Source organism: Leuconostoc sp. LN180020 (assembly GCF_014844115.1).
GTDB lineage: Bacteria > Bacillota > Bacilli > Lactobacillales > Lactobacillaceae > Leuconostoc > Leuconostoc citreum.
Map to the genome: position 1 here is coordinate 1,577,753 of NZ_CP039736.1, position 22,858 is coordinate 1,600,610.

Below are 22,858 nucleotides of genomic sequence, written 5' to 3' on the forward strand. Positions count from 1 at the left end.
TCTAAAATTAATTAATTTGTGTTGCTCGATAGTAATTATCATCGTTTAACTCGCCAAACATACTTAGTTTAATGTTATCGAACTTTCCAGGATAAAACAACACAACTGGCATGTAGTCAATCACTTGTGTCATTGTATTTAAAATTTTGTGTGTACGGACAAGCGGGAAAATTTGTCCAATCCCCTCAATAAAGATAATATCCTCATCCGGATTAACTCGACTCTTAATATATTCGACAAATCGATTATTTTCTTCGTTTGTAGCCATTAAATTGTTAATTTGCTCAATAACAAAGTCCATCCCTTGTTCTTTTTCGAATTGATAAATTATTTCCGTATACCCAAATTCATTCAGAGTATCCATCATAATATCGAACAAGTTGAACAGCTTAATATTCATTTGACGCTCACCATATGGTCCGCCATTGACAATTTGATTAGTCTCATCACGTACATACAACTCATCTTGAGGACGGTAATCAAGGATAAAGTATGGCACCTCACCTGAAAGACCGTGATGGGCTGTTAAGCCGTCCACTTTTAGTCTGTGCCTCAAATTTTCAAATTTCTCAGTCAGTTCACTCAATTTCTATACTCCTGTAAATGCGGTTATGTAAATCCCTAGATTTTCTTTTTCCAATTCAATTAAAACTTGTGAATCTAGCAAATGTCGCTGAATAATATCCACGCCTTGTTCGTCAACCACACTTAGGCCAGACGAACGTACGAAATTTTTTAACAGCACTAGCATTCGTCGTTTCGTTTCATTCGTCCAGTTATCGACAATTTCGCTTTCGCCTTCTTTGCGTCGCATAAAAGCTTTCCACTCATAATCTTCTATTTTAGAATCGCCCAACATAATCTCATTTCGAAAATCTTCAATGATAAAGTCCTCAAGCAATTGATTAAGTTTCATTATTGCTGTTAAGTTTATAAGCTTTTGATTTTGTGAATCAACATCATTATATAAATTAAGCAGACCATCAGGAATGACCGACAATCGTTGATTCATAGCTTGCGCAACTCGAATACGACTTCCCTTTGATGCCTGAAGATAAATATTTTCATTCAAGCTCATCTCACGCATTTCAATAGGAGACTTTCCCGCCAAGAATAGATTAACACCTATACCAAATTCTTTTTGCCAGAAAGATTGCGACACTTGTCCTGCCGAGTATTTTTTCTTCATACTACCTCCAATTACACCGTCAAATTGATGCTATTTATTCATCGACTTCGTCGGTTCTGTTATGAAAATTTATTTGTTAATTGGTGTAGAAATCATTCTACATGCATACCTATTCATTATACATTTAACCACACTGAAATAATAAAAAAGTTAAAAAGGGCGCTGATGTCAAGATTATGGACAGGTTTTTTCGGCACCGAGAGGTGCCGGACTCCGAAAATTTTTCAAAACCCGGATTTCAGCTTAAAACGGCGTGATTTCTGGGTGTTTTTGTAGGTGGAACAGGGCTTAGCCCTGCCGGTGAGAGAAAACGGGTGGTATAGATTGTGAACCGACCGGATTTCACAAGTTGTATCGTGCAACAAATAAGCCTTCACAAGGCGAATTTTTGAAATTCACAAGTGACGGCTTATAAACGGCGTCGTACCGGCTAGTGCCGATAATCGAAATTAAGTAAACCAGACATTGGTCTAGGCGGCTTGAAGCCATTCAGTGCGTGAATTAATACGTTCGTTGTTGTACCAGTTCACATACCATTCGACAGATGACCTGACATCATCAATGGTTCTGTATTCTTCGTGATAAATCAGCTCACGCTTGATGAGCGAATGAAAGCTCTCGATACGTGCGTTGTCGTAAGGATGCCCCTTACGCGAGTAAGAATGATCTATCCCAGCGTTTTGCAACGTTCCTTCGAACAGACTTGAAGTGTACTGGCTTCCCATGTCGCTGTGAATCATCTTTGGTTTACCGTTGGCTCTTAGAGCTTTCACGACAACAGATGTTGCGAATTCTTTGGTCATCTCTGAACTCAGTCCATATGAGACAACACGGCGTTTTTCTGGGTCATAGACCGTCGCCAGGTAAACCCAGTTTCTATTCATTAGCTGGATGTACGTGATGTCAGTCGTTAGAACGCCACTCAAATTATTCAAATTCTTCATGAGATTGGGCTTTTGTGGTGTGTCAGTGGTCGTCGTCGGCTTCTTATATGACTTCCTGACCATGCGAGATGTAAGGCTCATCTCATTCATGAGCTTCCAAACCAAACGATCACCAACTTCAGTGTTCAAAATGAACCGTAAAAATGCGGCGATGCGTCGGTAGCCATAGATCCCACGATTGGTGTTGTAGACGGCTTTGATTGCCGTTTTTAGAGCGTTGCGACGCGTCTCTTGTTGGCTGGGATGCCAATTTTTCCATTGATAATAAGTGCTTCGAGCTATATTCAAAGCTGATAAAACGCTTGTTATGCGGTGTCCCATTGCGAGCGAACGGTCAATGATTTCCAGTCCTAACTCGCGATTTTGCGTTAGTTGTACTTCGAAAGTAACACCGCGGCTCGTTTTAAAATCTCAAGTTCTTCGCGAAGTTTGTCGTTTTCCTTTTGTAATGCGTTTACATCAGCTTGCGTCCATTTTTCGCCGTCCACTTCGTGGACCGCGTACAACTTGACCCAGTTACGGATTGAGTCGACCGAAGGTCCGTATTCAGTTGATAGATCAGTATATGAACGGCCTTAATTGTGCATCTCAACAAGAGACTGCTTAAATTTTTTTTTGTATCGAATCATATTCAAAAATGCTCCTATGCTATTAGTTTACAGGGCAGAAGAAAATCTGTCCGTAAATCTAGCATAAGAGCACCAGATGTAGCCGCCCTCTTTTTCAACAAAATCATTTTGATTCATCTCACGCATGCGATCAAGGATTTGGCGAGTGGCCTGAATTTGATAAGATCTCATGACCATCAAATTATCATTGGCCGCATCGGGAATCATATTTGTCGTCACTAAACGATGCAAGGCAGGAATGCCCATTACTTCATGAATAAAGGCCATCGTATTTGTGACATCTTGGCCATTATCATCGCGCCATCCAAAAACAAAGTCTCTATTATAAGTATCACTATTCTTTGGACGCGCAAAATAATGTGCTGAATTTTGCGATAAAACAAACTGCACTTGAACAAAAGAAAAAAGTCCCGTATACATACCATCACTATCATATTTTTAAAGTTGTTCGAATGCGTTCCATTGATTTTGAAGAGATTCGTCTTTTTCTTCCACGTGAGCGACTGGCAAGCCATTAATTAATAAAACAATATCGACGCGCCGCTTTGAACTCAAACTAAACGTCAAATCATTAAAGGTAATTTGATTCACAATTTCATAGCGAGAATGTCCACCAGCTACTTCATCACCATAAAAAATCTCTAACTCTAATTGCGTTCCATCATCACGAATTAATGGGATGGTTCCAACTCCACCAGCCCCAGCAAGCATTAGCTGAGCGTCATAAGGTGTTTTGTTTTTCAATAATTCCAATTTTACCTGCTCAAACTCATTGTCAGATAATAAGACGCCCTCTAACCTTGTACGATTATTATCATTCAATATATCACGCCAATGATCATAGAGGTGATTAACAGTTACGCCTGAATAATCAGCCAGGTAATCCCAACCTTCACTTTTCAACTTTTCTATAACGGCTTCTTCAAATTTATCTTCTGCCATGAATTGGTCTAATCTTTCTATGTGTGTATTTTATAATTGTAGCTACGCCATTGCCCACGTATTGTTCATCTCTATAGTCAGCTAATGGATTAAATTGTTAATCACATGTTACTATATTGTTTTTGCTGATGATTTTCCGATAAACATTCTAATATCTTGCGATTTATCATCTATCGCGTAGATAACCTCTGTAGGTGCAGTCAATTTATCGATAATATTTGAGGCTATTTCATCGACAGGTTCGCCAAAAATAGGTTGAACCATGTTGTTAAATTCATCTTCAAGTTCAACAGTAGCATTCTCTTTGATTGTCTCTGAATGCTTTTTGAAGGCCTGTGATTTATTTCCTAGAAATTTTGTTGCTTTCCCAGGAATTTTGTCTGTAACGTGCCCTAATGCCTCAACCGCTTTAGTACCAACGTCACCAACGGTGTCGGTTTTTGTAATGACGTTGAGTGCTCTCTCAATAATAGGTTCTTTTACTTTCTCAATATAATCAGTGGCATGATTAGAAAAACTCGATTCATACTCTCTCTTGAATGTATCAATTCGTTCTTCAATAGTTTTTGAATCAGTCCCTATTTTAACTAACGACGTAATAATAGTTAGTCTGACCAACCAGGATAAAGAATCCGCAAAATAGGCCATTTTGAAATCCATCATGAAGTCACTATTTTGAATATTTTTTAACATATACGCAATTTTGGCCGCATCATTTAGCCCTTTTGTTTTTAAAAGTTTTGACTGATCAAATTGGTTAAGTAAAATACGGAATTGTCTGAAAATAATTTGTGCGTCGTTTGCCAATTGGCTTAGTTCTTGTATATTAGCTGACGAAATATTTTCTTGCTGTGTAATTGTTTTGATTCGTGCATCGATAGTCTGTAATACAGCCAATTTTTCGGCGTGCATCATACCAATAACGCTATCTAACTTTGTAGCAATATCGTCAATCTTTTGATTGATTTGATTGAACTGTTGCTTGATAATAACTGTTGTCAAAACGGTTAAGGCTACTGCGGGATTTGCGAAGGTAGACGATAATGCGCTAACTTGTTTAAATCCAGAATGACTAATTATTTTTCCCCCATCACCTTTCACCATTGAGGATAATGTTTGATTAGCATACTGCTTTAATTGTGTTACTGGTACCGTGTTTGTAAAGAGGTGTAGGCCCTCAGAAGAAAAATTTAAAGCTTGGGTTAAATTGTTCAACCCATACATTGAACTACCAATCACTTCGCTGTTAATTAAAATTTCCTGAAAACCATCAGACTTCAAATTATTAGGGGCCGTCCGAATGAGACTTAGTTCGTCACCTATTGTATTTTGTAGAACAATCTCGTTAGCAGTACTAATGACACTTTTCTCTTCCATATTCTCAATTTTCTCCAAAGTTAAGTTAATTATATTATGACACTATTCAACGTAAATTGACCATACTAATTGAACAAGATTGCGTTCTATCAAATCAATAATCTAATTTAGCTTTTAAACAGCACTTGATATCACGACAGACACAAAAAATCCTGGTTTGAGTATTCCATCACATTATTTAGCATTATATAAAATATCCAGAATTTTAACTTTTTCATCAGGATTAGCTTTCTTATATCGGTTTTTCAGTTCGATAACACTTTGTGTTCTCGCCCTGTAAGCTGCCATACCGTTCAAATCATAGAATTTGTGATACAAATTCAAATTATTTTGGATGGCCTGACTATTAAGATGTTGCAGCTGTTCAGTTGCTAATTGTTCAATAGTTTCATTTTCCGTATTTTTCAGTATTAATGCTAAATCTGCTTCAGAAATGTCGGGTGTTTTAATTGATTCAATTAACCCGTATTGCTTTAAAGCCATGAATCGTAGTTGATTATCTAGTATACTTGACATCTATTTCTCCTGTTTAACGTCACTGGGACTTTGTCACAAAAAAACCGCGCTCGATATACGAACACGGTTAAGTGACGTATATCCGTTTACAGTGGAGCACCTTACCGGTCGGCAGGTTGCTGCTAGGTCAAAGTGTGTAACCACTCACTAGCTCTTGATATAACACGTGATTTATTTGTTGAATTAAATTTATAATATTTCTTTGCTAATGTCAAGGCATTTCTTAAGTAAAATTATTTATCAACAATTAACAGCAATAAACTTCAGTATAGTGTAGCAATAATCTCAGTCTTATAAATTTATACTAGCCTTAAGGATGATGTGCTAAACTTATTTTTAACAAACAAAAATAACTTGAGAGAAATAAACAATGGCCACTCATACAATCTATCAAATTGAAGCTAAACTCGATGATTTTCAACCAGTTATTGGTCGAACGATTTTGATTAATGCGGAACGCTCACTTGCATATTTTGGTTATACCCTAATATCTGCTTTTGGATTAGAAGGCTCCCACCTATTTGGTTTTCAAAAGAGTTTTGAACTTTTTAATCATCAGCAATCTTACTATTATTTATTACCAGAAATGGATTTACCAGAATTCGTATCAACCGGTAAGCATTATAGTGTCGCGGAAACAAATTTGAATCAATTTTTTTCGCCTTCAAATCTCAACAATCAATTCACATTTCAGTACGACTTCGGAGATAGTTGGAAGATTTCTTTAAACGTTGAATCAATAGAAACAAAAGAAATATTGTTGCATGACATTCCTAGGGTCACTGGAGGATCGGGCTATGGACTAATCGAAGATATCGGCGGCAACTCTGGATTACATGATTATATAGAGGCATTTGAAAGTGGTGAGCTTGATCATTATTATGAGATTTTTGGTAATCAACTACCCCACCTTTGTCCCTTCTCGTTGCCAATTGCCAATGAGAAACTGAAGCCAGAAATAAGCATTTTGAAGCGTCAATACGAAGATAATGATAGTTAGGAAAACTTTAGTTATTGTTTTTAGTGAAACCCCCATCCGATCCCGTATTGTAAGGCGGATCTATTTAGACGTTCCCCATGATACAATTACAAATTACCTCTTTGTACTTTTACAAACTGGGTCGGATACTTTTACAAATTGCCCTTGTACAATTACAAATTGGGTAGGCAGTTTGTAATTGTATGATTTTTGGATATAGCAAAAAGCCCTCAAGCTAGCTTCGCGTTGTGCACTGCTGGCTTGAGGGCCTTTAATAATCATTTACATGTTCAAAAATTTTTCTCTTGATTCATTTGAATCTTCCATTTTAAACATTTTGATGAAGGTTTGATAATCCGAAAATTTATCATCAGGCATGAAGGTCAATACTTCTTCTGGCTGAGCATCAATTTGATTTAGCCCCCATTCATTAAGTAACGTAACAAGCTCATCTGAAATCCGAATGTCACGTTCCCTAATCTCGTCAAGGCCCCAATCATTGTGGTTTTTAGATAGTTCGAGCAATATCTCAACTTTTGATTTATTGTAACTTTCCTTTTTCTTGGCAAAATATCCGTTGCTGGCAATGATATTAAGCTTCTTTTCAAAAGGTATCTTATTTCCAATATGCTCAACTAATTCTTTAACCTCAGAATCTGTACTTGTTGAGAAATAACTTGATTGCCACTTTTGTGGAAGAATATGCTCAATTTCCCATTTTTCAGGAAGCAAGTCAGCTTGGTGTTGATACGCGATTATCTTCAAAATCATCCTTACTGTATTCCGATGTGCATTTTTAATTTTGTCTGATAACTCTTTCTCGTCGACTTTACTAAAATCAAATTTTGGCTGCGGTGACTTAATTATTTCAGCATTTAAATTTAAAATACCCGTTTTTACAGCATTAATCGTTGGCGTTACAATGTACCTTGCCGAAAGCACGGCTAATAACCTCTTTACAAAAAGAAGAAATTCATCCTCAAAGGTATCATTTTGATGATAGTGCAAATAGTAGATGACAACTGGATACTTCCAAAATTCATTAGGATAGGAGGTTAGTGCATCCAGGATTTGTTTTATTTCTCGGTTCTCAGACCATTTTTCATTATCGACAGCATTCCTATTATTAATTACAATCCATAAGTTTAAAATCGTATTCAAATTTTCCATAATGTCATCTGAGTACAACCGTTCAAAATTGTTTTTTGCGTAATATTTTCTAATACCTGGGGTTGTTGTCTTTCGGTCATTTTCCTTGGCCCTCAAATAAAACATGTAGTAATAAAAAAGTTTTTGAATACTTTCACCAGCATTGCTGGCTTCCTCATCTAACTGCTGCCAACGCTCAATGAAGTTCTTCTTCCCGATTTGATCCAAGTGATTATAAATTTTTGCTTTAAAGATATCTGCATCTGATAGTGCTAATCCTCTATCATTCAATGTGGAAAAGATGGTCAATGCGGTATCTTGAGTGTCGGCAGTAATTGGAAGCAAGATTGCTCGATTCAAAATATTGCTAATGAAGCTATAAAAAGCCAAGGGTTGTTCTGCCGCGTATTCATCAACGAGTTGCTGAAGAAGTCTGTAGTTCTTAGCGTAATTGCTATTTGACTTTTCATCAGATTGTCCAGTTATTAATATGTTTGCAAATTCCTGATTCCCTTCATCACCCATTACTCGAGAAGTAATAAGAATTTTGTCAAAGTCAACTTCACCAGTAGTTGGATTTTGCTTCCAAATTGTTGGAACTATTTGGCTTTTCAAGAAATCAGCTTCAGACCCACTTTTTTCTAGCTTGGTATAAATAGCTCGCAACAATAGGAACAAGGTGGTAATGCGTTGTTGGCCATCAATTATTTCTTGCTCATGATTTTCGTTTTCATAGGACACAATAGTTCCAAGAAAATAGGTGCTTTCGTCGTCGTCATTTGTATTGTGTGTATATTCAGACAGGTCATCAAATAAAACTTGAATCGGTTCATCTGACCAAGCATAAGGCCGCTGATATTCAGGAATCACGAATTTTTTATTCTTGCCGGTCTCTAAAAGCTGCTTAACACTGCGTTTATCAATATTAATCGTTGTTGTCATGGATGTCACTCCTTTAAATCGTCATGTATATATAAGGTAGATTGTAAAATTAAACCGAACACTTGAATAAAAAAGCCGCAGCGCCTTTAATGGTAATTGTCCAAAACAACCATAAAGGAACTACGACTCATGACTAGTTTATCATCTCAAGAACGTACTGTCATTCAAACTTTGCTGGAATTGAATTATTCTGTTCGTGCCATTACGCGCTTTATTAAACGCTCTCCTTCAACCGTTTCGATTGAAATTCATCAAGTTACACCCTATAAAGCTGAGATTGCTCATGCGTTGGCATTGAAAAAACGTCATCTACGTGGTCGTCATGACACGCTAACACCAGCTATCGCTATCTTTTTGAATCACCACATTGGTATATTGAAGTGGTCACCAGAAACCGCTGCGCATGTTTTAGGGTTACCTTTCAAAACAATTTATAATTGGCTCAATGCTGGTCGACTCAAACTATCATTGGCTGATTTACCTGACAAAGGTATCCGTCAAAAGCGTCAATCTGATGGTAGACGACAAGTATTTGTGCATGGTCGTTCGATTGAAACGAGACCTGAAAGTGTGAAAGCACGACAAACCTTTGGACATTTTGAAGTTGACACCATGCAATCGGGTAAAAGACGTGGCGATGTGCTGGTGACAATTACTGAAAGACTAAGCCGACAACATATCGTGAGACGGGTCACTGGGCGCAATAGTCAGGCAGTGACACCAGTCTTAATTCGTTTTTTTCAAGGGATCAAAAATGCCAAGTCAATCACTGTGGATCGTGGGCGAGAATTTGCAAAATATAACGAAATCGAGCAAAAACTAGGCATTCCAGTCTATTTTGCGCACCCATATTCACCAGAAGAACGTGGGAGTAATGAGATATTAAATCGATACGTCCGTCGTTTTATACCGAAAGAACGCAAAATTGAAACAGTTAGCGTCAAAGAATTAGATCAAATTAATCATTGGATCAATGCGAGACCAATGAAAACACTCAACTGGCAATCACCACGAAAGGTTTTTCAGCAGTTCGCAGTATTCGGTTAATTCTTGCAATCTACCATATAAAGAAAATGTCAAGGCATACGAGGTGCGGTTCAATGACTATGCCATTGAATACCTAATTGATAAAAATACCTCAACAATTTACGAAACAACCACTGATGATCATTCTATCTCTCAATCTAAGTTCACTGGTAGTATGGATGAAAACATAAGTTTTAATTTAGATGGACTAGAAATGACTGCTTTTAATCACTATGTTGGAAATGATTCGGTAGCTATTTTCAACGATTCAAGTGGTAATTCTAATAAAGCCTCCGAGATGAACCCTGAAACAACTAAAAGTACTTACTTTAAAAGTTTAAATTTGCCTTTCTGAAAATATTTCAATTGTAAATAAATTGAAGTTACCGTTGAAATTTAAAACCAGTGTGTTTTTATTTCATTAGTATGATGTTTGCAGCGATTAAGTTCCCAGGCTCCAATGTATTAAACAATGATCGATTTTATCTAATTTATTATTGTCGCAACTAAGTAACGAAACACAAAAATAATTACCCAGATGAGTTAAAGTGAAAGATGGGCCATCAAATCCATCACGCTGTCCGCAAGTGAATGAGATGAAAATTTTTTTATCAAGAGTACGTCAGCGTAAATCAATTAAATGCTGTCCTCTATTTGATTATTCATAAAAAATATTTTTTGTTTTTGTATAAACTAGTCCGAGTTCGCAAGTCACCAAAAAAAGACGCTCAACTACATTACTGTTGAGCGTCTTTTTGCTGAGCTTTGTAAGACTAATTTGCCTATGACACCCAAATCCGCATTTTTAATCATTTAGGGGACTATGTCATCTTTTGTTATTAATAATTATCTTGGAACATTAAACTCTTTTGCAGGCATATAGTCCAAAATGGAATATGTGCCGCCGTCTAATGTGCCATATTCCTGATATATGTGCACGGTACCATCGTTATTTGGAGTTAACGTTGTTTTATCATATCCCTTGGCACCAACTTCACTACCAATTGTAATCGAGTGATCATTGCTAGAAATTATTTCAGAATCGTTACTAGCAGCTTCGGCTCCCGCTTTTTTAATTAAAGCTATCCCCTCTTCCAGAGAAATTGTGTCAACGTCGGTTTGCTGAGATGAAATTGATGAAGAAAAGGCTGCATTTGCTTTTTGTTCAGCCTCCTTGTATGGTGCGTAATAAGATTCAGGAATGTTCATTCCGTATTGAGTCGTCTTCCCGTTCTGAGTAAGCTGAATTAGTCCTAGTATTCCTTGGTAATGTGTAATATCAAAATCACTGGTTAAGCCGTCTTGTAAAACAACAACATGCCAGTCATCACCCTTTCTTGAAATGCTAACAAGTTTAGAATGATTAAACGTTGGAACTGAAGCAACAATATCAAGAGCTTCAGCGCGATCAAATATCTTGTTCATCGGTGTAGGTTTAGCGAAAACACCACCAACTCCACCTGCAAGTCTTATTCCGTAGTCGGTTCCACTAGCATTTAAAACATTATTTGATATGGCGCTCGAATGACTAGCAATTTTTGAACTACTATGCTTTTGTGAACTAATATTACGCACACTATCAGCGTTTTTGTTATTTTGATTGGAATGTCCAGACCAATGGTATACTGATCCGCCGGCCAATAAAACAATAGCAGACGCTGCTGTTCCAACAATTACTGTGATCTTTTTCATTGAACTCTCTCCCATTAAAAAAAGTTGTGCAAAATATTTATCTGCAAACTTTAAAGAATTAATTTTAAAATGATTTAGTACAATTAGGTAAAGGCACTTACTAAATTGACCGTTGCTATAAATACCCAACTAAAAATCTAATTACTAATTTATCCCATCATGTTACCCCAAACGGCATAACCGAAAAGCATACCTAGAATAGTGGCAGCAATATTGACTATTATGATAATTACACCGTTGGTCTTAGTTTGTTCTTTACGTGTCAAAAGATATCCAAAAATAACACCTCCAGCTCCAAATACTATTGGTACAATAAGAATTGCTACAACAGCAAAAACATACCCAAGTACAGTGAAAAGTGTGTCTTTCTCTCTTTCTGACATTGGCTTAGATTGAATTACAGGGTTGGTGCTTCTATCAACTATCTTCTCTTGACTATCATTTATTGGCTTTGGCTCACTTATTGTTTTCAGCTCAACTGCTTCTTTCATGTCGCCAGAGGTTTGAAAGTTTTGTAGGGCGCTCTTTTTGAGATCATCAAATTCTTGATTGTTTATAATCCCCTCGTCCAATAGCTTTTTGTACTCTCTTAGTTTAACTTGTATATCTTCAGAACTCACAGAAATTTTCTCCTAAATCATAGTTTAATGTAACCCTAATGATTATATAACACATGTATAAAAAAGTCATATGTTATATTGACATATCAACATTCTTGTGGGACGCTATATTTGAGAGAAAGAGAGAAAATCAATAATGGAAGAACAACTGAAAAAACTACGTTCACTGTTGAACGATGGACTGATTACTAATGAAGAATATAATTCTTTGCGGAATAACATTCTTTCAGGGGAAAAGTCGTTGAATAAAGAAATATTAGGGGAACAAGCGACTGATAAATCAAATGTTGATAAGTTATCATCGACCAGCCAATTTAATTGGAAAATTTTAATTGCTGTTGGTATCACTGCCATTGTAGCGATATTGGCTGTCTCAGTCTTAATTATTCATAACAATAAATTAAATGATAAGAGAGATTTAGCACAACAAATAACCAATGACAGCAATTACACAGTGAAATACGTTGCCTCTCGCGATGCATTTGAGTGTTTTGCCAGTGGTGACTGGCAAACAGAGCTGACTAATAATGTCGAAGAATACGCTTCAAACGATGAAGTTAGCGCTTCGTTCATAAAGGATTGGCGATCAACTGTTATCACTTCTCTTCAAGCTAGAAGCCAAGAACGTCAAGGAAAAGGGTCTCGTTTTGAAATAATGAACCCTGAAAACGAGAAGAAAACTCTATTAGTCATTAAAGATGGAAAAGTTGTAGAAGACACTTTTTCGGATATAACATATGATTACAATAATTGATGATTTCAATTCCATGTATTACTTTGTCAACCAAAGCCAACAGTGTGTTACTAAATAAACACATCGTTGGCTTTTTTATTAAAGAAATATCGTCTGATAAATGTTTTTTAATAATATTGTGATTCTTTTAGAGTTTTAGAGATATTTGTGATTCATATTCTTCTTGGGCCTTTTCCTGTTCAACTTTCTTTTGGTTTCTTAAGAATTGACGTTCTGCGTTTGTCTCAGCACGGATGTCCTGCCGCCACAAGCGACTAATTTTATTAAACGAACCACCCCGCACTGGCATCTGATCACCTATGTGCTTTGAATTTTGTTTTACATTGTTGGCCGGCGATTTTGGGGCCAATTTTTTCCCCTGAGGGCTAGCTATTAGTTTATTTTTATCTGCGTTATTGCCCTTGTCGCTCTGTTTAACATGGCTTAGTAACTCAGACATCTGTTGGTCAATATCATTTAACGAGGTATCTTCAATTTGTGCTAAATGTTTGTAGAGTTGATTCGCTAAGCGTTTTCTTAATTCATCTTCCTTATTCTTAGACCACTTGTGTTGCCCCTTATGCATCACACCTTGGTCTTCAATATTAATGACATCATATTCTTGAGCTAACGACTTAAAGCCCTCATATTCAGGTTTAAGCTCTTTGGCAAACAAATCGTCTAATAGTTGATTTGTTAATTGATTTGCTTTTGCCATCTTGCCTTTTCCAGCTGTTAAGTGTGCGTTACCAACTTGCCACCGTCCTTTCATGTCTTGAGGTAAAGCATCATAAATGTTCTTGATGGCTTTAGCATGACGATCATTTAATAGGTTGTCAGGCGCTGCCTCAAGAATTTCTTTTTTAAAGCCCCCAACACCTTTTAATATTTCCTGATGCCGTCTTAGTTCCTGTGACGACATTAATTGTTTTCTAAACTGTCTCTTGGCTTGTTCAATCACTTCTAGAGGTATAACGCCGATTGGCTGTCCTTTGTACTTACCTTCTTGCTTGACCATCTCAGACCGCGTTTCTTGGCTTTTTTTAGCAAACCACAGATGCATGTTTAGGTGGTCAGTATCCTGATGAATCACACCAAACCAAACAGCGTCATTTTCATCTTCTCCCAAAGGTAAATTAAATCCTTTGTTAATTAGCGTTTTAGCAACCTCTTGTTCTGCATGCTTCAATTTATTTTGGTCTATCATACGGGTTTCGGGATCATAGAGATTGTTTTTAACTAACCAATCGCCTCTTATTGAAAAAGCGAGTTCATGGATATTATTGCCATTTTTTTGAGCCTCATCCAAGTCTTTTCTCAATACAGAAATATCGTGATTATCATAATTTAGTTTATCGCGACCAAATATTGGATGCGTTTCTGTTACCGCAGAATTGCGGTTAGCATAGCCAGGCTTGCTAAATTGTTTCTTTAAGTCAATTAAATCGTTCATGGACTCATTATTAAGATCGTTTGTCTTCTCCGAATTATTAGCATAGTCAACTAAATCTGAGTATTTTTGTCCCTTCATATCTGCGGTATTGGACGTGACAAATTGTACTGGTAAATTGACCATTGCCGTCTTTTTTTCACCCAAGGCAAATGCAGCAATTTCACCAGTCTTCGCCATTTTGCAATTCCTCCATAATCTCTTCTAAACTATCGAAATCTTGTTCATAATCAATTGTCAAACGGCGGGCTGTTCTGGAAGACATGTTCAGCAATTGAGCAATTTGCATGTAGGATTGTTGATAGTTATTAAACAGAATTAAACTTATCTGAGCCAAATAGTACGTACGATTATCGCGTTCATGTTGACTGTCAGCCATCTCACTAACTTGAGTAGGATGGTGCCAATTGAATTCATCAAGTTGTTCTAAATACTTTGTCAATTGTGCTTTTCTTTTATTATGCTTTTTAATCGTCATCGAGTTGTCCTCCTGTTTGGTGATATTTTTTGATCAGCTGCTTATCGCGACTCCGAATTTTTTTATATTCTTCATAAGATTGTGCCAATTCATTGTTTGGATTGAGTTCGGTTGGTGTACCAAATTGTTGGAACTCTGTTGGATTAATTGGGTTGATGGCATATTTAACAAAACCATTTTCTAAATTAATGCCTTCTGGAATGTATTCAAGTTGACGTTGTTGCATAGTTAATAGAAAGCCTAATAAATTCTCTATATTTGCCAATTGCGCAGTCAATTTTGAATCACTTTTTGTGGAGTTGGCATCATTTACCTTCTGGGCTAGTTCCGAGTAATTGAGACGAGCATTGTTAGCATTAATGGCAATATTTTCTACGAAGAAGTGCAAAGCAAACTTATAGACACTACTTCGACTAAACTTCGCATTAAGAGCATTTGGGTGTCTTTCTATCCAATGCTTCATTTGTTGAAAATACCATTCTTCATCTCGTGAATTTTTAATTCCAATCATTGTTGGTCTTTCATCAAAAGTTGATTGATTGATGTCAAATTCATTTAACAAATTTTCAATAAGCTCTAGTTCTGATTTAACCTCTAAAGGAATATCTTCGGGTAGCGTTGTATCATATTTTTTATTCAAAACATTTCTTCTTTTGATGAGTGCCTTCATTTGACTTGTTTTGAATTCTATTGCATCTTTCATTTATTCACGCCTTTCAGCATTACCGTTTAAGTAGTTGATTGTCCAGCCATCTTGAACGTTGAAAACATAGACATTAAATTTCAAAGTCTTGTCATTTGACTCTGCCATCATGTGAACACCGCGGGGAACTAACTCAACATTTTTGTAAATTGGTGTGACTTGATAACGAACATAATTATTTTTTGATTGATGCAAATAATCCGCAATTTCTGTTTCGTAAGTCACCATACTTTTAGCATTGACACGACTGTCTGCGTTCAACTGTCGTGTCCCCGTGATCAAATTTTTGGCTTCATTGTTTAGACCAGTAAATTGATATCCAATCAGATGACTACGGTTGTATAACCAGTCGATATTATTCGTTCCCGTTTTAATAGCATGGTAGCCTGGCGTTTTGATTGTTAATCGTTCACGGGTTTGATACTTTTGAGAGGGGGGCATCAATTTTAGGTTAAGCAACGCATTAGCAACTTGTGGTCTGCCTAACCAATCTAATGATGACAGTTTTTGCCAGCCACCCTCTTTTATTTGTAAATCATTCTGACTAAATGTTGGTTGATTATGATTGATTTCAACAACTGTTTGCCCAGTATATTTCAAATTAACAAGCTCATCATTTTGTGTTGGAGAGTTACTTTGTTTATCAATATTAATCAGTTGTGATTGCGAACCTAGTGCTACAATTCTTTGCAAAATCGATACACGATTTAAATACACAATACCTATGAATATGACAATACCTAATAGGATTCTTCTCGCAAACCGACCGCGTTTATAATTTTTCATTTGAACCTCTTCTGCTTATTCAAACTCATCAAAGTAAATCGACTTTGGAAAATTTTTTTCCTGAGGGCGAGCGTTTTTTTGAATTCGTTCTACCTCATCATTTAAGCCTGGAAAATACATTTCAAGTCGCGCTAGAATTGTTTTAAACATTTCACCTATCGCAATTGTATTGTCATTTAATCCGTGCACAACGTTATTGTTAGCCATGATTAAATCGTCGAGATAAGTATGCAATGTTTTTGCTGCGCTATCTTCTTCAAGTCGCTTAGCATAGTCTTCAATTTGTTCTCGAATTAATTGACTTGACGAGACATTTTCTTTTGATGCTTGTGCTTCAATGATTTTCAAAGCATGTTCATCAATGTTTTTAATTGTTTTTGTTATACCTTTCATACAACCTCCGTAAAATATTTAATAAGCTGGGAACAGGTTAAGGGGAAAGGAAAACCTTGTGGTTTTAATCCCGCCGTGCGGGCCTTTCAAGGGATTACCTAAATGAATTACAGTTAAACTATTTTTTAACCTGCGTTTAACCCTTTTTAAACCTTTATTTGATTGAAAAAAATAGCCCAATAGGGAAATCTTTGAACTATTTAGAATTACAAATCGGTTGGTTTTGGCAACAATGTTTTTCCTTCTTGAACTTGCTTCTTAGTCTTTTGATATTGACTAATATTTGTCTTAGCACGTTGAATATTTTTTTGTGCATCACTGATTTGTGTTCGTATTTGTGTAATGGCATCACGCGCATTATCAATGCTAGTTTGTGTATCTGAGTCATCAGACTGAGCGAGTCTTTTCTGGTACTTTTTAATGGAAGCCTGTTGTTGATCAATTGCTTTTTGATATTCAACAATCGCGTTCGTATTCTTTGCAATCAGTTTTTGTTGTGCCGAAATTTTGGCATCACTTTCGCTAACTTCGAGTTCCTTTTGAGTTGCAAATGTCAGAAAATTTGACTTAGAAACTTTGTCACGATTGATGATGAATTTACCGCTTGCGGTATTACTGTTTGCGTTAGTTATCTTTGCACTTGAACTCTCAGCACTAACGCTACTTGGTGCTTCGATTGTGGCAGTGTTGATACTTTTATCATTAGCTGTTAGTGTTACAGCATTGAAGTTATGACTCAGGTTTTTGAATTGAACTACAAGCGTATTATTTGAAGTTGGTACGACACGACCTGTCACTTGACTACCACCATGATCAGTCATGGCAGTAAATTTAATTTTGCTAATATCAACCAAATCTTGATCAGAAACAGCTCCGTCAGAGATTGTATAATGCAGTTCCAAAACACCATTATTTTTATTAAAAACACTTTTTGTTAGACTAGCGGTTTTGTTCAAAGTGCCAAATGACACTGGCGTATTTAAATCCGTACTAGGCAAATTTGAAGGTCGAGGTGTAATGTTAACCATCACGGTTGTACTAAAAGCTATCAGAATAAATAGGCTAAATATGGCAATTAAATTGCGCCGTTGATGTTCCAAAAACCAAGTCCCAAAGCGACTAAATCTTTGAAAGATATTTCTAAACTTATCAGCTATTGTGATTATTGCAGTCATTGTCTTACCCCTCTACGTATTCAAATGCGTTACTGCTAAAGTCAGGGTATGGTGGCAAATCATTATCGGCCATTTCACTTCCCTGAGTGTCAGCAATCTGTGTTTGAACAGCAGGATTTTTTGATGACTGACTAGATTTATAGATGCGGAATTGTGTCACTTGATTTTGCATAGCATAAATTTTTTGACCAGTATTTTTATCGGTGTAGTTGTGATTGCGCATCACAAATTCAACCTCAACTACTTGGCCAACATCAGTCACATAATCACGAATCAATTCTGCCGTTTTGTTAAAAGCAACGTAATCAATGTAAGTTGCTTTACCATCTTTTAAATCATTAATGGCTAATTTGAAGTAGGCAATCTTGGTTTCATTTTCACCTCTTACGGTGAAGTTTACGTCACGGACTAAACGTCCTACGTGGTGATTAATTTGCATAATAATTTCTCCTTTTTTGATCCAGTAAATTAATAATCGGGGTTAATTGGGTAGTTAAATAGTATTGGATATTATTTGGTAGTTTAGACACGGGAATTTGGTTGCCAGCTTCAGAATAATGAATGCCCTTTAGGACTGTACAACCGACGTAATGATTTCCTAAGCAATCGTCAAACAACTCACCTTTGACTTTCATCTCATTTGGTTTTAAGCAAACAAAGGCTTGTTTTTTTGTTGGTTGAACGAGATTATTTTTTAATTCTTTAACAAGAATGACGACATATTTAGTTTGGTGAAGTTCTTGTAAACTATGCTCATCCAACAGCGTTAGTTGTCTGGCTTTCATAATCTCTTCCTTTCGGTCTTGCAGCTTCATGAAATGGTAAGTGATAACGTTCCATGAAATGTTTTATAGCCTTAAATGATTGATAAGAGGTACGATATAACCTCACTGCGCCATCACTTTCTAATTCATGATTTTCAATTGCTTTGATAACTTTTCGTCTGAGTTCACCTGATGAGTTAGCCACAAAAAGTATGTCTGAGTTGGAAAAGTCTACTGCAATAAATACGTTGTATTGGTTTGCCATTGTATCTCTCCTCTCTCCGATTTAAAGTTAAAAGCCTGATGCTGATTGACTAGTTGTAACAGCTATTTTCAGACGATTTTCAAGTCCTTTAGAAAAATAATTACCGTACTGGCTAATATCAACTAAGTGGTCTCGCATATACTCCAATTGCTTACCACCAATCTTTAACAAAAATAATTTGACACTGTCATCACCCTGCAGCTGTTTTTGTAATGCCAAAACAGTATTTCCTGTTTCAAGCTCAGTTATCAAAAATTTATATCCCTGATCAAGAGCGGCGACAACAGTTTGCGCTTGTTCGGGTTCGTTCAGCAGTAAGTCAGGAATCAAGGTTTGAACTACCACCCTTAAGGCAGGATTTTTTTGAATGATCTGTCCGATAACCACCAAAGGTTGTTGAGAATTATTTGAACTTTTATTATTATTTGTTTTATCCTCATCCTCATCCAAAGAATTTGTTTCAGTATTACTAAACTCAGTCTTACTTAACTCAGTATTACTAGTGTCGTAATTTGCGACTTCTTGAAGTCTCGTTTTACGACTTCCGGTATTCGCATTTTGAGACTTCCGGAAGTCGCATTTTGCGACTACCTTGGTATCACTGATATCCAAGCTGTTTTCTTTGACTTTTCTAACTTCCAAGTTACCAACATAAATACGATTTGGCTTATTAAATCCCTGCCGTTCTTCTTCTAGAAGACCAAATTCGTGTAACTCCTTTTTGATGCGAATTACTTTATCTTTCCCAACATTAAGATCTTTGGCTAATTTCTCATTAGGATAATACAAATAAACATCACCTTTAGAATCAATCCATTCGTTTGAAATTGATAAATTAAAGCGATTGCGTAAAAGGCTGTAAGCCAATTTAGATTCTGGCTTCATTTTTTTATAATAATCATCTTCAATTAATGCTTTAGAAAACATAATGAACCGCTCGCTGGTGACTACTTGATTTAATTTAGTCCTTTCCATCAAGGTCTCCCATCCTCTCCTTCAAACGCTGATACAACATACGATCTGCATAGCTAACTGTCTCTGTATCATATTTTTCGACAGTCACCATAATGTCACTTACAGACAAATACAAACCCTGCGATAAACGATTAACCTCAAAAGCGTACAAATTAGTTCGGTCATGTTCGATGCGAAACAGACGATTTTCTGACAAATCCGTCAACTTGGATAACTGACGCAATGATATTCCCAGCTCTTCTCGTCTTTTACGCATAAATTCACCAACACTCATACATAGAAATCCTCCGATAGCATAAATTTGTGTTACAAATCTAAAACAATTCAATAACGTGCTTATGAACAAAAGTAAATTGAACAAAAAAACACCATATCATGAAGTAGTTTAGAAACATTGTCATATCAAGGTTTATAACCCTTAAAAATGAAAATATTCTACTTCATAATATGGTGTGCAACCTGTACTAAACATGGAATTGTGATTGATAATCATCGCAATCCCTTTTTAAATCATACGAAGTACAAACTTAGCACGTTACATTATGGTCATAATTAATGTTTCAATCTACTTGTATAAAACATGCCTTTAATAAAGTAAATCAACCAATAGCCGCCAAGTGCAAGCCATGTATTAATAAATATAATCAGACTAATTTGATGTACTAAGGTTTTATGATATGTCAGACGAATTGTTTTTGCGCCACTTGGATTAACAGATAAAAAGCCACCCTTATTTTTGTATGCCTTTAGTCGTTTACCTTGCGTATCAAAAGCAGCAAATCCTTTAAGATAAGTAATCGGTGTTTGAACACTTCTAGTATTGCGCGGTACACCAATAATATAAAAATCTTGGCCTTTGACCATTGTTCGATTAGGCAATATTTGCTTATCAAACTGAACAAGAGAATCTGAATAAATTCTTTTAGCGTTACGCTCTTGGCCTTGCGCACGATAATCATCCAAGGCGAGAGATGGTCTATCTAACATCACTTGAATATTATCATTAGTCACGCCAAACAATGAATCGGTTTTAAGATTATCCTTGTTAGGTGCAACAATATGGTTCGTTGCATTATTAAAACCATCAACATGGCAATTTTTGGCAACCGTATTAAGCATCATGCCATTAAATGATAGGTATATTAACATGACTGACACAATTGGCAGCATTTTTTGCTTGATTTTCATTAAGTCTGTTATAGCAAAAGCAACAAATAGACTACCCAAAATCGCTGGCATAAAATGCCAACGATACGTCATCTGAAGAGCGCCACTCAGCTCACGGTTAAATAGATACCAGGGAAATAGATTAGAATACAGGAATAGTAAGGCTACGATATAAGATAAGCCCAATATTTTATAAACATAATTAAATTTTTTGTAGAAAATAAGTAGCGCAGTAAGACCTATAATTAGGAGCGACAAGACATCAGATAGGTTGAATATTCTCATCAACACGGTACTAAAGTTCGCACCAAACAAATCAGGGTTATTCGGTAAATTCGCCCAATTATTAGCCAATCTTTGCTCGATAAACGGAAAAACAAAGGCAGCAGACAGGCCTAACGTGAGCAACACTGATCGTAATAACTGATTCATGTCATTAATAGACAATTGCCTCTTGAAGTAAGCCACAACGACCATACATAAAACAGTTAAGACAATGCCCAATGTTGTTGGAATTGATAACATCACGGCAAAACTACTATAAATTGCTGCACGTAACCAGGTGCGATTATCATGAAGGAAAATAATGTTATAGAAGCTTAGGACAACAACCGGTGCTAGTAGAATCACTATATTTGATGCATATTGCGTCATATACGCAATTCTAACAACAGCCACATTATCTAAAATGGCGTTACCAATGGCAGCCGTCAACACATATGTCAAAGCAAATGTGAATGCTAGTTTTATTTTAGAGGTTATTTTATAAACAATCGCAAAATTAGACCATAATGCAAAATAAACTACGATAATATCAAAAATCAAAATTGAGGTCACTGGTAATTTTGTTAGACGCCATAAAAATATTAGCGGATAAAACAAATACGTCGGATAAAAAAAATTTAAACCATAACCCCAACTATTTGTCCCTGAGTATCTAATGATGTCTGGGAAAAAATGGCCATTTTGCTGTGCCATGATTAACTCATGAAAACGGGCAATGTGAAATTGACTATCACGCCAAGTTACTAGCTCGCCATTTAACAGCAACGGCAAAAATAATATCATAGCGATAATTAAAAAGATAAGATGTAATCCTAGGTAGGATTGTATGTATTTCTTCAAAAGACTCCCCCAAAAACAGTCATGTTTTCAAAAATTTGGTGATTATGCTAAATCGATTGGATATATGATTTCAGCACTTTCACAGCAACTGATAAGTGGTATTTCGTTGGCTTCAGCACAACATTGTGCCCAACATCATCAAAAAAATATCCTGTGACACCATCAAAATCTGAAGAAAGCGCAAGATTGCGAGCAAACGGCACATCATTTTTTGCTAAATTTTTTGTGTATGGCATCAATTGGCTGCGGACATCACCAGGAAAAAAAGAATTAACCGTTGTATTTTGATGCGCAAGTCTATCCGCTAACAGCACCATTAATAACGTTTTATGTGTTACAACCCAAGCTGCCCTTGCTAACTGATTTGTTTGCAGTTCGCATATTGGTGCGAGACTGATTGCTTTGGGATTGCCACTGACGATTAACACACGGGCATTATTTAATCTCTCATTCAAGCCTACGGTAAGTTCATAGTGTGATAACAAATTATTTTTAATATTTTCATCAGCAGTTTGTGGCATTATACCAGCACTGTGAATCAACACATCAACGCTTGAAAAAGTGGCATTTATCTTTTCAACCGCCTTGTCGATACCTACGCGCTTAGACAAATCAGCTGATATACTGCTGACATTTGGCCCTAAATGTGCGACTGATGATACTAATTTGGTCTCATCTCTGCCAATAATAATCACCTTATTGTCACGCGACAAATCTTTTGCAATGGCAAATCCAACCCCTGATGAACCCCCAGTAATGACAATATTTTTCATGTTTGCTCCCACTCATAATCGATTAGTTTGTCAAATTACTAACGCACTCGAGTATACGCCAAGTCT

General features: G+C 36.4%; 25 protein-coding genes and 1 pseudogene. 4 read left to right on the plus strand and 22 right to left on the minus strand.

The annotated features are described in order from the left end of the window. Positions 1–7 precede the first annotated feature (7 nt). The 6 genes and pseudogenes from FAZ25_RS08075 to FAZ25_RS08100 form a co-directional block, all read right to left on the minus strand. A complete protein-coding gene (locus FAZ25_RS08075) occupies positions 8–586 on the minus strand; it encodes a DUF1788 domain-containing protein (RefSeq protein WP_100665542.1) in 579 nt (192 codons plus the stop codon). Positions 587–589: 3 nt separating this feature from the next. After that, on the minus strand, positions 590–1,189 hold the full coding sequence (locus FAZ25_RS08080) for a BrxA family protein (protein ID WP_100665540.1): 600 nt from the start codon (positions 1,187–1,189) through the stop codon (positions 590–592). 470 nt (positions 1,190–1,659) lie between these two features. Further along, on the minus strand, positions 1,660–2,481 hold the full coding sequence (locus tag FAZ25_RS08085) for an IS3 family transposase (RefSeq protein ID WP_371812532.1): 822 nt from the start codon (positions 2,479–2,481) through the stop codon (positions 1,660–1,662). A gap of 353 nt (positions 2,482–2,834) precedes the next feature. Next, positions 2,835–3,704 (minus strand): annotated as a pseudogene (locus FAZ25_RS08090) (type I restriction endonuclease); the annotation flags it as partial. Positions 3,705–3,815: 111 nt separating this feature from the next. After that, positions 3,816–5,081, minus strand: coding sequence for a hypothetical protein (locus tag FAZ25_RS08095; RefSeq protein WP_100665536.1), 1,266 nt, complete (start codon positions 5,079–5,081; stop codon positions 3,816–3,818). A gap of 174 nt (positions 5,082–5,255) precedes the next feature. Beyond that, a complete protein-coding gene (locus tag FAZ25_RS08100) occupies positions 5,256–5,597 on the minus strand; it encodes a hypothetical protein (protein WP_100665534.1) in 342 nt (113 codons plus the stop codon). Positions 5,598–5,967: 370 nt separating this feature from the next. Between FAZ25_RS08100 and FAZ25_RS08105 the strand changes: the two genes are divergently transcribed. Further along, a complete protein-coding gene (locus tag FAZ25_RS08105) occupies positions 5,968–6,597 on the plus strand; it encodes a plasmid pRiA4b ORF-3 family protein (RefSeq protein ID WP_192269410.1) in 630 nt (209 codons plus the stop codon). A gap of 261 nt (positions 6,598–6,858) precedes the next feature. On the opposite strand, the gene FAZ25_RS08110 is transcribed toward FAZ25_RS08105, so the two are convergent. Next, positions 6,859–8,667 carry a DUF262 domain-containing protein gene (locus FAZ25_RS08110; protein ID WP_192269412.1) on the minus strand — a complete coding sequence of 603 codons (1,809 nt, stop codon included), beginning with the start codon at positions 8,665–8,667 and terminating at the stop codon, positions 6,859–6,861. A 129-nt stretch (positions 8,668–8,796) separates the two neighbouring features. Here FAZ25_RS08110 and FAZ25_RS08115 point away from each other — a divergent pair, with 129 nt between their 5' ends. Further along, complete coding sequence (locus FAZ25_RS08115; protein ID WP_100665530.1) at positions 8,797–9,714, plus strand: IS30 family transposase; 918 nt, start codon at positions 8,797–8,799, stop codon at positions 9,712–9,714. A gap of 43 nt (positions 9,715–9,757) precedes the next feature. Beyond that, on the plus strand, positions 9,758–10,048 hold the full coding sequence (locus tag FAZ25_RS08120; protein WP_100665528.1) for a hypothetical protein: 291 nt from the start codon (positions 9,758–9,760) through the stop codon (positions 10,046–10,048). A 491-nt stretch (positions 10,049–10,539) separates the two neighbouring features. Here the strand turns inward: FAZ25_RS08120 and FAZ25_RS08125 are convergent, their stop codons facing one another. After that, positions 10,540–11,385, minus strand: coding sequence for a hypothetical protein (locus FAZ25_RS08125; protein ID WP_100665526.1), 846 nt, complete (start codon positions 11,383–11,385; stop codon positions 10,540–10,542). Between the two features lie 149 nt (positions 11,386–11,534). Beyond that, positions 11,535–12,005: a hypothetical protein gene (locus FAZ25_RS09605; RefSeq protein WP_198512936.1), complete on the minus strand. Its 471-nt coding sequence runs from the start codon at positions 12,003–12,005 to the stop codon at positions 11,535–11,537. A gap of 136 nt (positions 12,006–12,141) precedes the next feature. On the opposite strand from FAZ25_RS09605, the gene FAZ25_RS08135 reads away from it, so the two are divergent. Beyond that, positions 12,142–12,759: an SHOCT domain-containing protein gene (locus FAZ25_RS08135; protein ID WP_100665524.1), complete on the plus strand. Its 618-nt coding sequence runs from the start codon at positions 12,142–12,144 to the stop codon at positions 12,757–12,759. 127 nt (positions 12,760–12,886) lie between these two features. Here the strand turns inward: FAZ25_RS08135 and mobP2 are convergent, their stop codons facing one another. The 13 genes from mobP2 to FAZ25_RS08200 all read right to left on the minus strand — a co-directional run bounded on the left by mobP2 (position 12,887) and on the right by FAZ25_RS08200 (position 22,792). Beyond that, positions 12,887–14,368 (minus strand): MobP2 family relaxase, encoded by a 1,482-nt coding sequence (mobP2, locus tag FAZ25_RS08140; protein WP_089998687.1) that lies wholly within the window; start codon positions 14,366–14,368, stop codon positions 12,887–12,889. Beyond that, on the minus strand, positions 14,352–14,666 hold the full coding sequence (locus FAZ25_RS08145; RefSeq protein WP_004899710.1) for a hypothetical protein: 315 nt from the start codon (positions 14,664–14,666) through the stop codon (positions 14,352–14,354). The genes mobP2 and FAZ25_RS08145 overlap by 17 nt, the downstream gene beginning before the upstream one ends. Beyond that, positions 14,656–15,369 (minus strand): hypothetical protein, encoded by a 714-nt coding sequence (locus tag FAZ25_RS08150; RefSeq protein WP_100665522.1) that lies wholly within the window; start codon positions 15,367–15,369, stop codon positions 14,656–14,658. The genes FAZ25_RS08145 and FAZ25_RS08150 overlap by 11 nt, the downstream gene beginning before the upstream one ends. Beyond that, entirely contained in the window at positions 15,370–16,155 is a 786-nt protein-coding gene (locus FAZ25_RS08155; RefSeq protein ID WP_100665521.1) for a DNA/RNA non-specific endonuclease, read from the minus strand. Between the two features lie 15 nt (positions 16,156–16,170). Beyond that, positions 16,171–16,548: a CopG family transcriptional regulator gene (locus FAZ25_RS08160; RefSeq protein ID WP_100665520.1), complete on the minus strand. Its 378-nt coding sequence runs from the start codon at positions 16,546–16,548 to the stop codon at positions 16,171–16,173. 206 nt (positions 16,549–16,754) lie between these two features. Then, on the minus strand, positions 16,755–17,723 hold the full coding sequence (locus FAZ25_RS08165) for a hypothetical protein (protein ID WP_100665519.1): 969 nt from the start codon (positions 17,721–17,723) through the stop codon (positions 16,755–16,757). A gap of 4 nt (positions 17,724–17,727) precedes the next feature. Continuing rightward, positions 17,728–18,162 (minus strand): single-stranded DNA-binding protein, encoded by a 435-nt coding sequence (locus FAZ25_RS08170; protein WP_004899721.1) that lies wholly within the window; start codon positions 18,160–18,162, stop codon positions 17,728–17,730. Then, positions 18,152–18,508 (minus strand): hypothetical protein, encoded by a 357-nt coding sequence (locus FAZ25_RS08175; RefSeq protein WP_089998699.1) that lies wholly within the window; start codon positions 18,506–18,508, stop codon positions 18,152–18,154. Before FAZ25_RS08175 ends, FAZ25_RS08170 begins: the two co-directional genes overlap by 11 nt. After that, a complete protein-coding gene (locus FAZ25_RS08180) occupies positions 18,477–18,752 on the minus strand; it encodes a hypothetical protein (protein ID WP_192269414.1) in 276 nt (91 codons plus the stop codon). The genes FAZ25_RS08175 and FAZ25_RS08180 overlap by 32 nt, the downstream gene beginning before the upstream one ends. A gap of 27 nt (positions 18,753–18,779) precedes the next feature. Beyond that, positions 18,780–19,727 carry a replication initiator protein A gene (locus FAZ25_RS08185; protein WP_192269417.1) on the minus strand — a complete coding sequence of 316 codons (948 nt, stop codon included), beginning with the start codon at positions 19,725–19,727 and terminating at the stop codon, positions 18,780–18,782. Next, entirely contained in the window at positions 19,714–20,001 is a 288-nt protein-coding gene (locus tag FAZ25_RS08190) for a helix-turn-helix domain-containing protein (RefSeq protein WP_004899731.1), read from the minus strand. Before FAZ25_RS08190 ends, FAZ25_RS08185 begins: the two co-directional genes overlap by 14 nt. Before the next feature lie 278 nt (positions 20,002–20,279). Next, the gene (locus tag FAZ25_RS08195) at positions 20,280–22,019 is read right to left on the minus strand and encodes an MFS transporter permease (RefSeq protein WP_243236213.1); all 1,740 of its coding nucleotides are present in this window, start codon (positions 22,017–22,019) and stop codon (positions 20,280–20,282) included. Between the two features lie 47 nt (positions 22,020–22,066). Continuing rightward, positions 22,067–22,792 carry an SDR family NAD(P)-dependent oxidoreductase gene (locus FAZ25_RS08200; protein WP_004899740.1) on the minus strand — a complete coding sequence of 242 codons (726 nt, stop codon included), beginning with the start codon at positions 22,790–22,792 and terminating at the stop codon, positions 22,067–22,069. Positions 22,793–22,858: the final 66 nt, after the last annotated feature.

Coding starts and splice junctions, on each gene's coding strand:
- FAZ25_RS08125 (WP_100665526.1), bottom strand. CDS start 11,385: ATGAAAAAGATCACAGTAATTGTTGGAACAGCAGCGTCTGCTATTGTT.
- FAZ25_RS08200 (WP_004899740.1), bottom strand. CDS start 22,792: ATGAAAAATATTGTCATTACTGGGGGTTCATCAGGGGTTGGATTTGCC.
- FAZ25_RS08145 (WP_004899710.1), bottom strand. CDS start 14,666: ATGACGATTAAAAAGCATAATAAAAGAAAAGCACAATTGACAAAGTAT.
- FAZ25_RS08155 (WP_100665521.1), bottom strand. CDS start 16,155: ATGAAAAATTATAAACGCGGTCGGTTTGCGAGAAGAATCCTATTAGGT.
- FAZ25_RS08100 (WP_100665534.1), bottom strand. CDS start 5,597: ATGTCAAGTATACTAGATAATCAACTACGATTCATGGCTTTAAAGCAA.
- FAZ25_RS08080 (WP_100665540.1), bottom strand. CDS start 1,189: ATGAAGAAAAAATACTCGGCAGGACAAGTGTCGCAATCTTTCTGGCAA.
- FAZ25_RS08165 (WP_100665519.1), bottom strand. CDS start 17,723: ATGACTGCAATAATCACAATAGCTGATAAGTTTAGAAATATCTTTCAA.
- FAZ25_RS08110 (WP_192269412.1), bottom strand. CDS start 8,667: ATGACAACAACGATTAATATTGATAAACGCAGTGTTAAGCAGCTTTTA.
- FAZ25_RS08185 (WP_192269417.1), bottom strand. CDS start 19,727: ATGGAAAGGACTAAATTAAATCAAGTAGTCACCAGCGAGCGGTTCATT.
- FAZ25_RS08095 (WP_100665536.1), bottom strand. CDS start 5,081: ATGGAAGAGAAAAGTGTCATTAGTACTGCTAACGAGATTGTTCTACAA.
- mobP2 (WP_089998687.1), bottom strand. CDS start 14,368: ATGGCGAAGACTGGTGAAATTGCTGCATTTGCCTTGGGTGAAAAAAAG.
- FAZ25_RS08150 (WP_100665522.1), bottom strand. CDS start 15,369: ATGAAAGATGCAATAGAATTCAAAACAAGTCAAATGAAGGCACTCATC.
- FAZ25_RS08115 (WP_100665530.1), top strand. CDS start 8,797: ATGACTAGTTTATCATCTCAAGAACGTACTGTCATTCAAACTTTGCTG.
- FAZ25_RS08175 (WP_089998699.1), bottom strand. CDS start 18,508: ATGAAAGCCAGACAACTAACGCTGTTGGATGAGCATAGTTTACAAGAA.
- FAZ25_RS08105 (WP_192269410.1), top strand. CDS start 5,968: ATGGCCACTCATACAATCTATCAAATTGAAGCTAAACTCGATGATTTT.
- FAZ25_RS08135 (WP_100665524.1), top strand. CDS start 12,142: ATGGAAGAACAACTGAAAAAACTACGTTCACTGTTGAACGATGGACTG.
- FAZ25_RS08180 (WP_192269414.1), bottom strand. CDS start 18,752: ATGGCAAACCAATACAACGTATTTATTGCAGTAGACTTTTCCAACTCA.
- FAZ25_RS08170 (WP_004899721.1), bottom strand. CDS start 18,162: ATGCAAATTAATCACCACGTAGGACGTTTAGTCCGTGACGTAAACTTC.
- FAZ25_RS08190 (WP_004899731.1), bottom strand. CDS start 20,001: ATGAGTGTTGGTGAATTTATGCGTAAAAGACGAGAAGAGCTGGGAATA.
- FAZ25_RS08160 (WP_100665520.1), bottom strand. CDS start 16,548: ATGAAAGGTATAACAAAAACAATTAAAAACATTGATGAACATGCTTTG.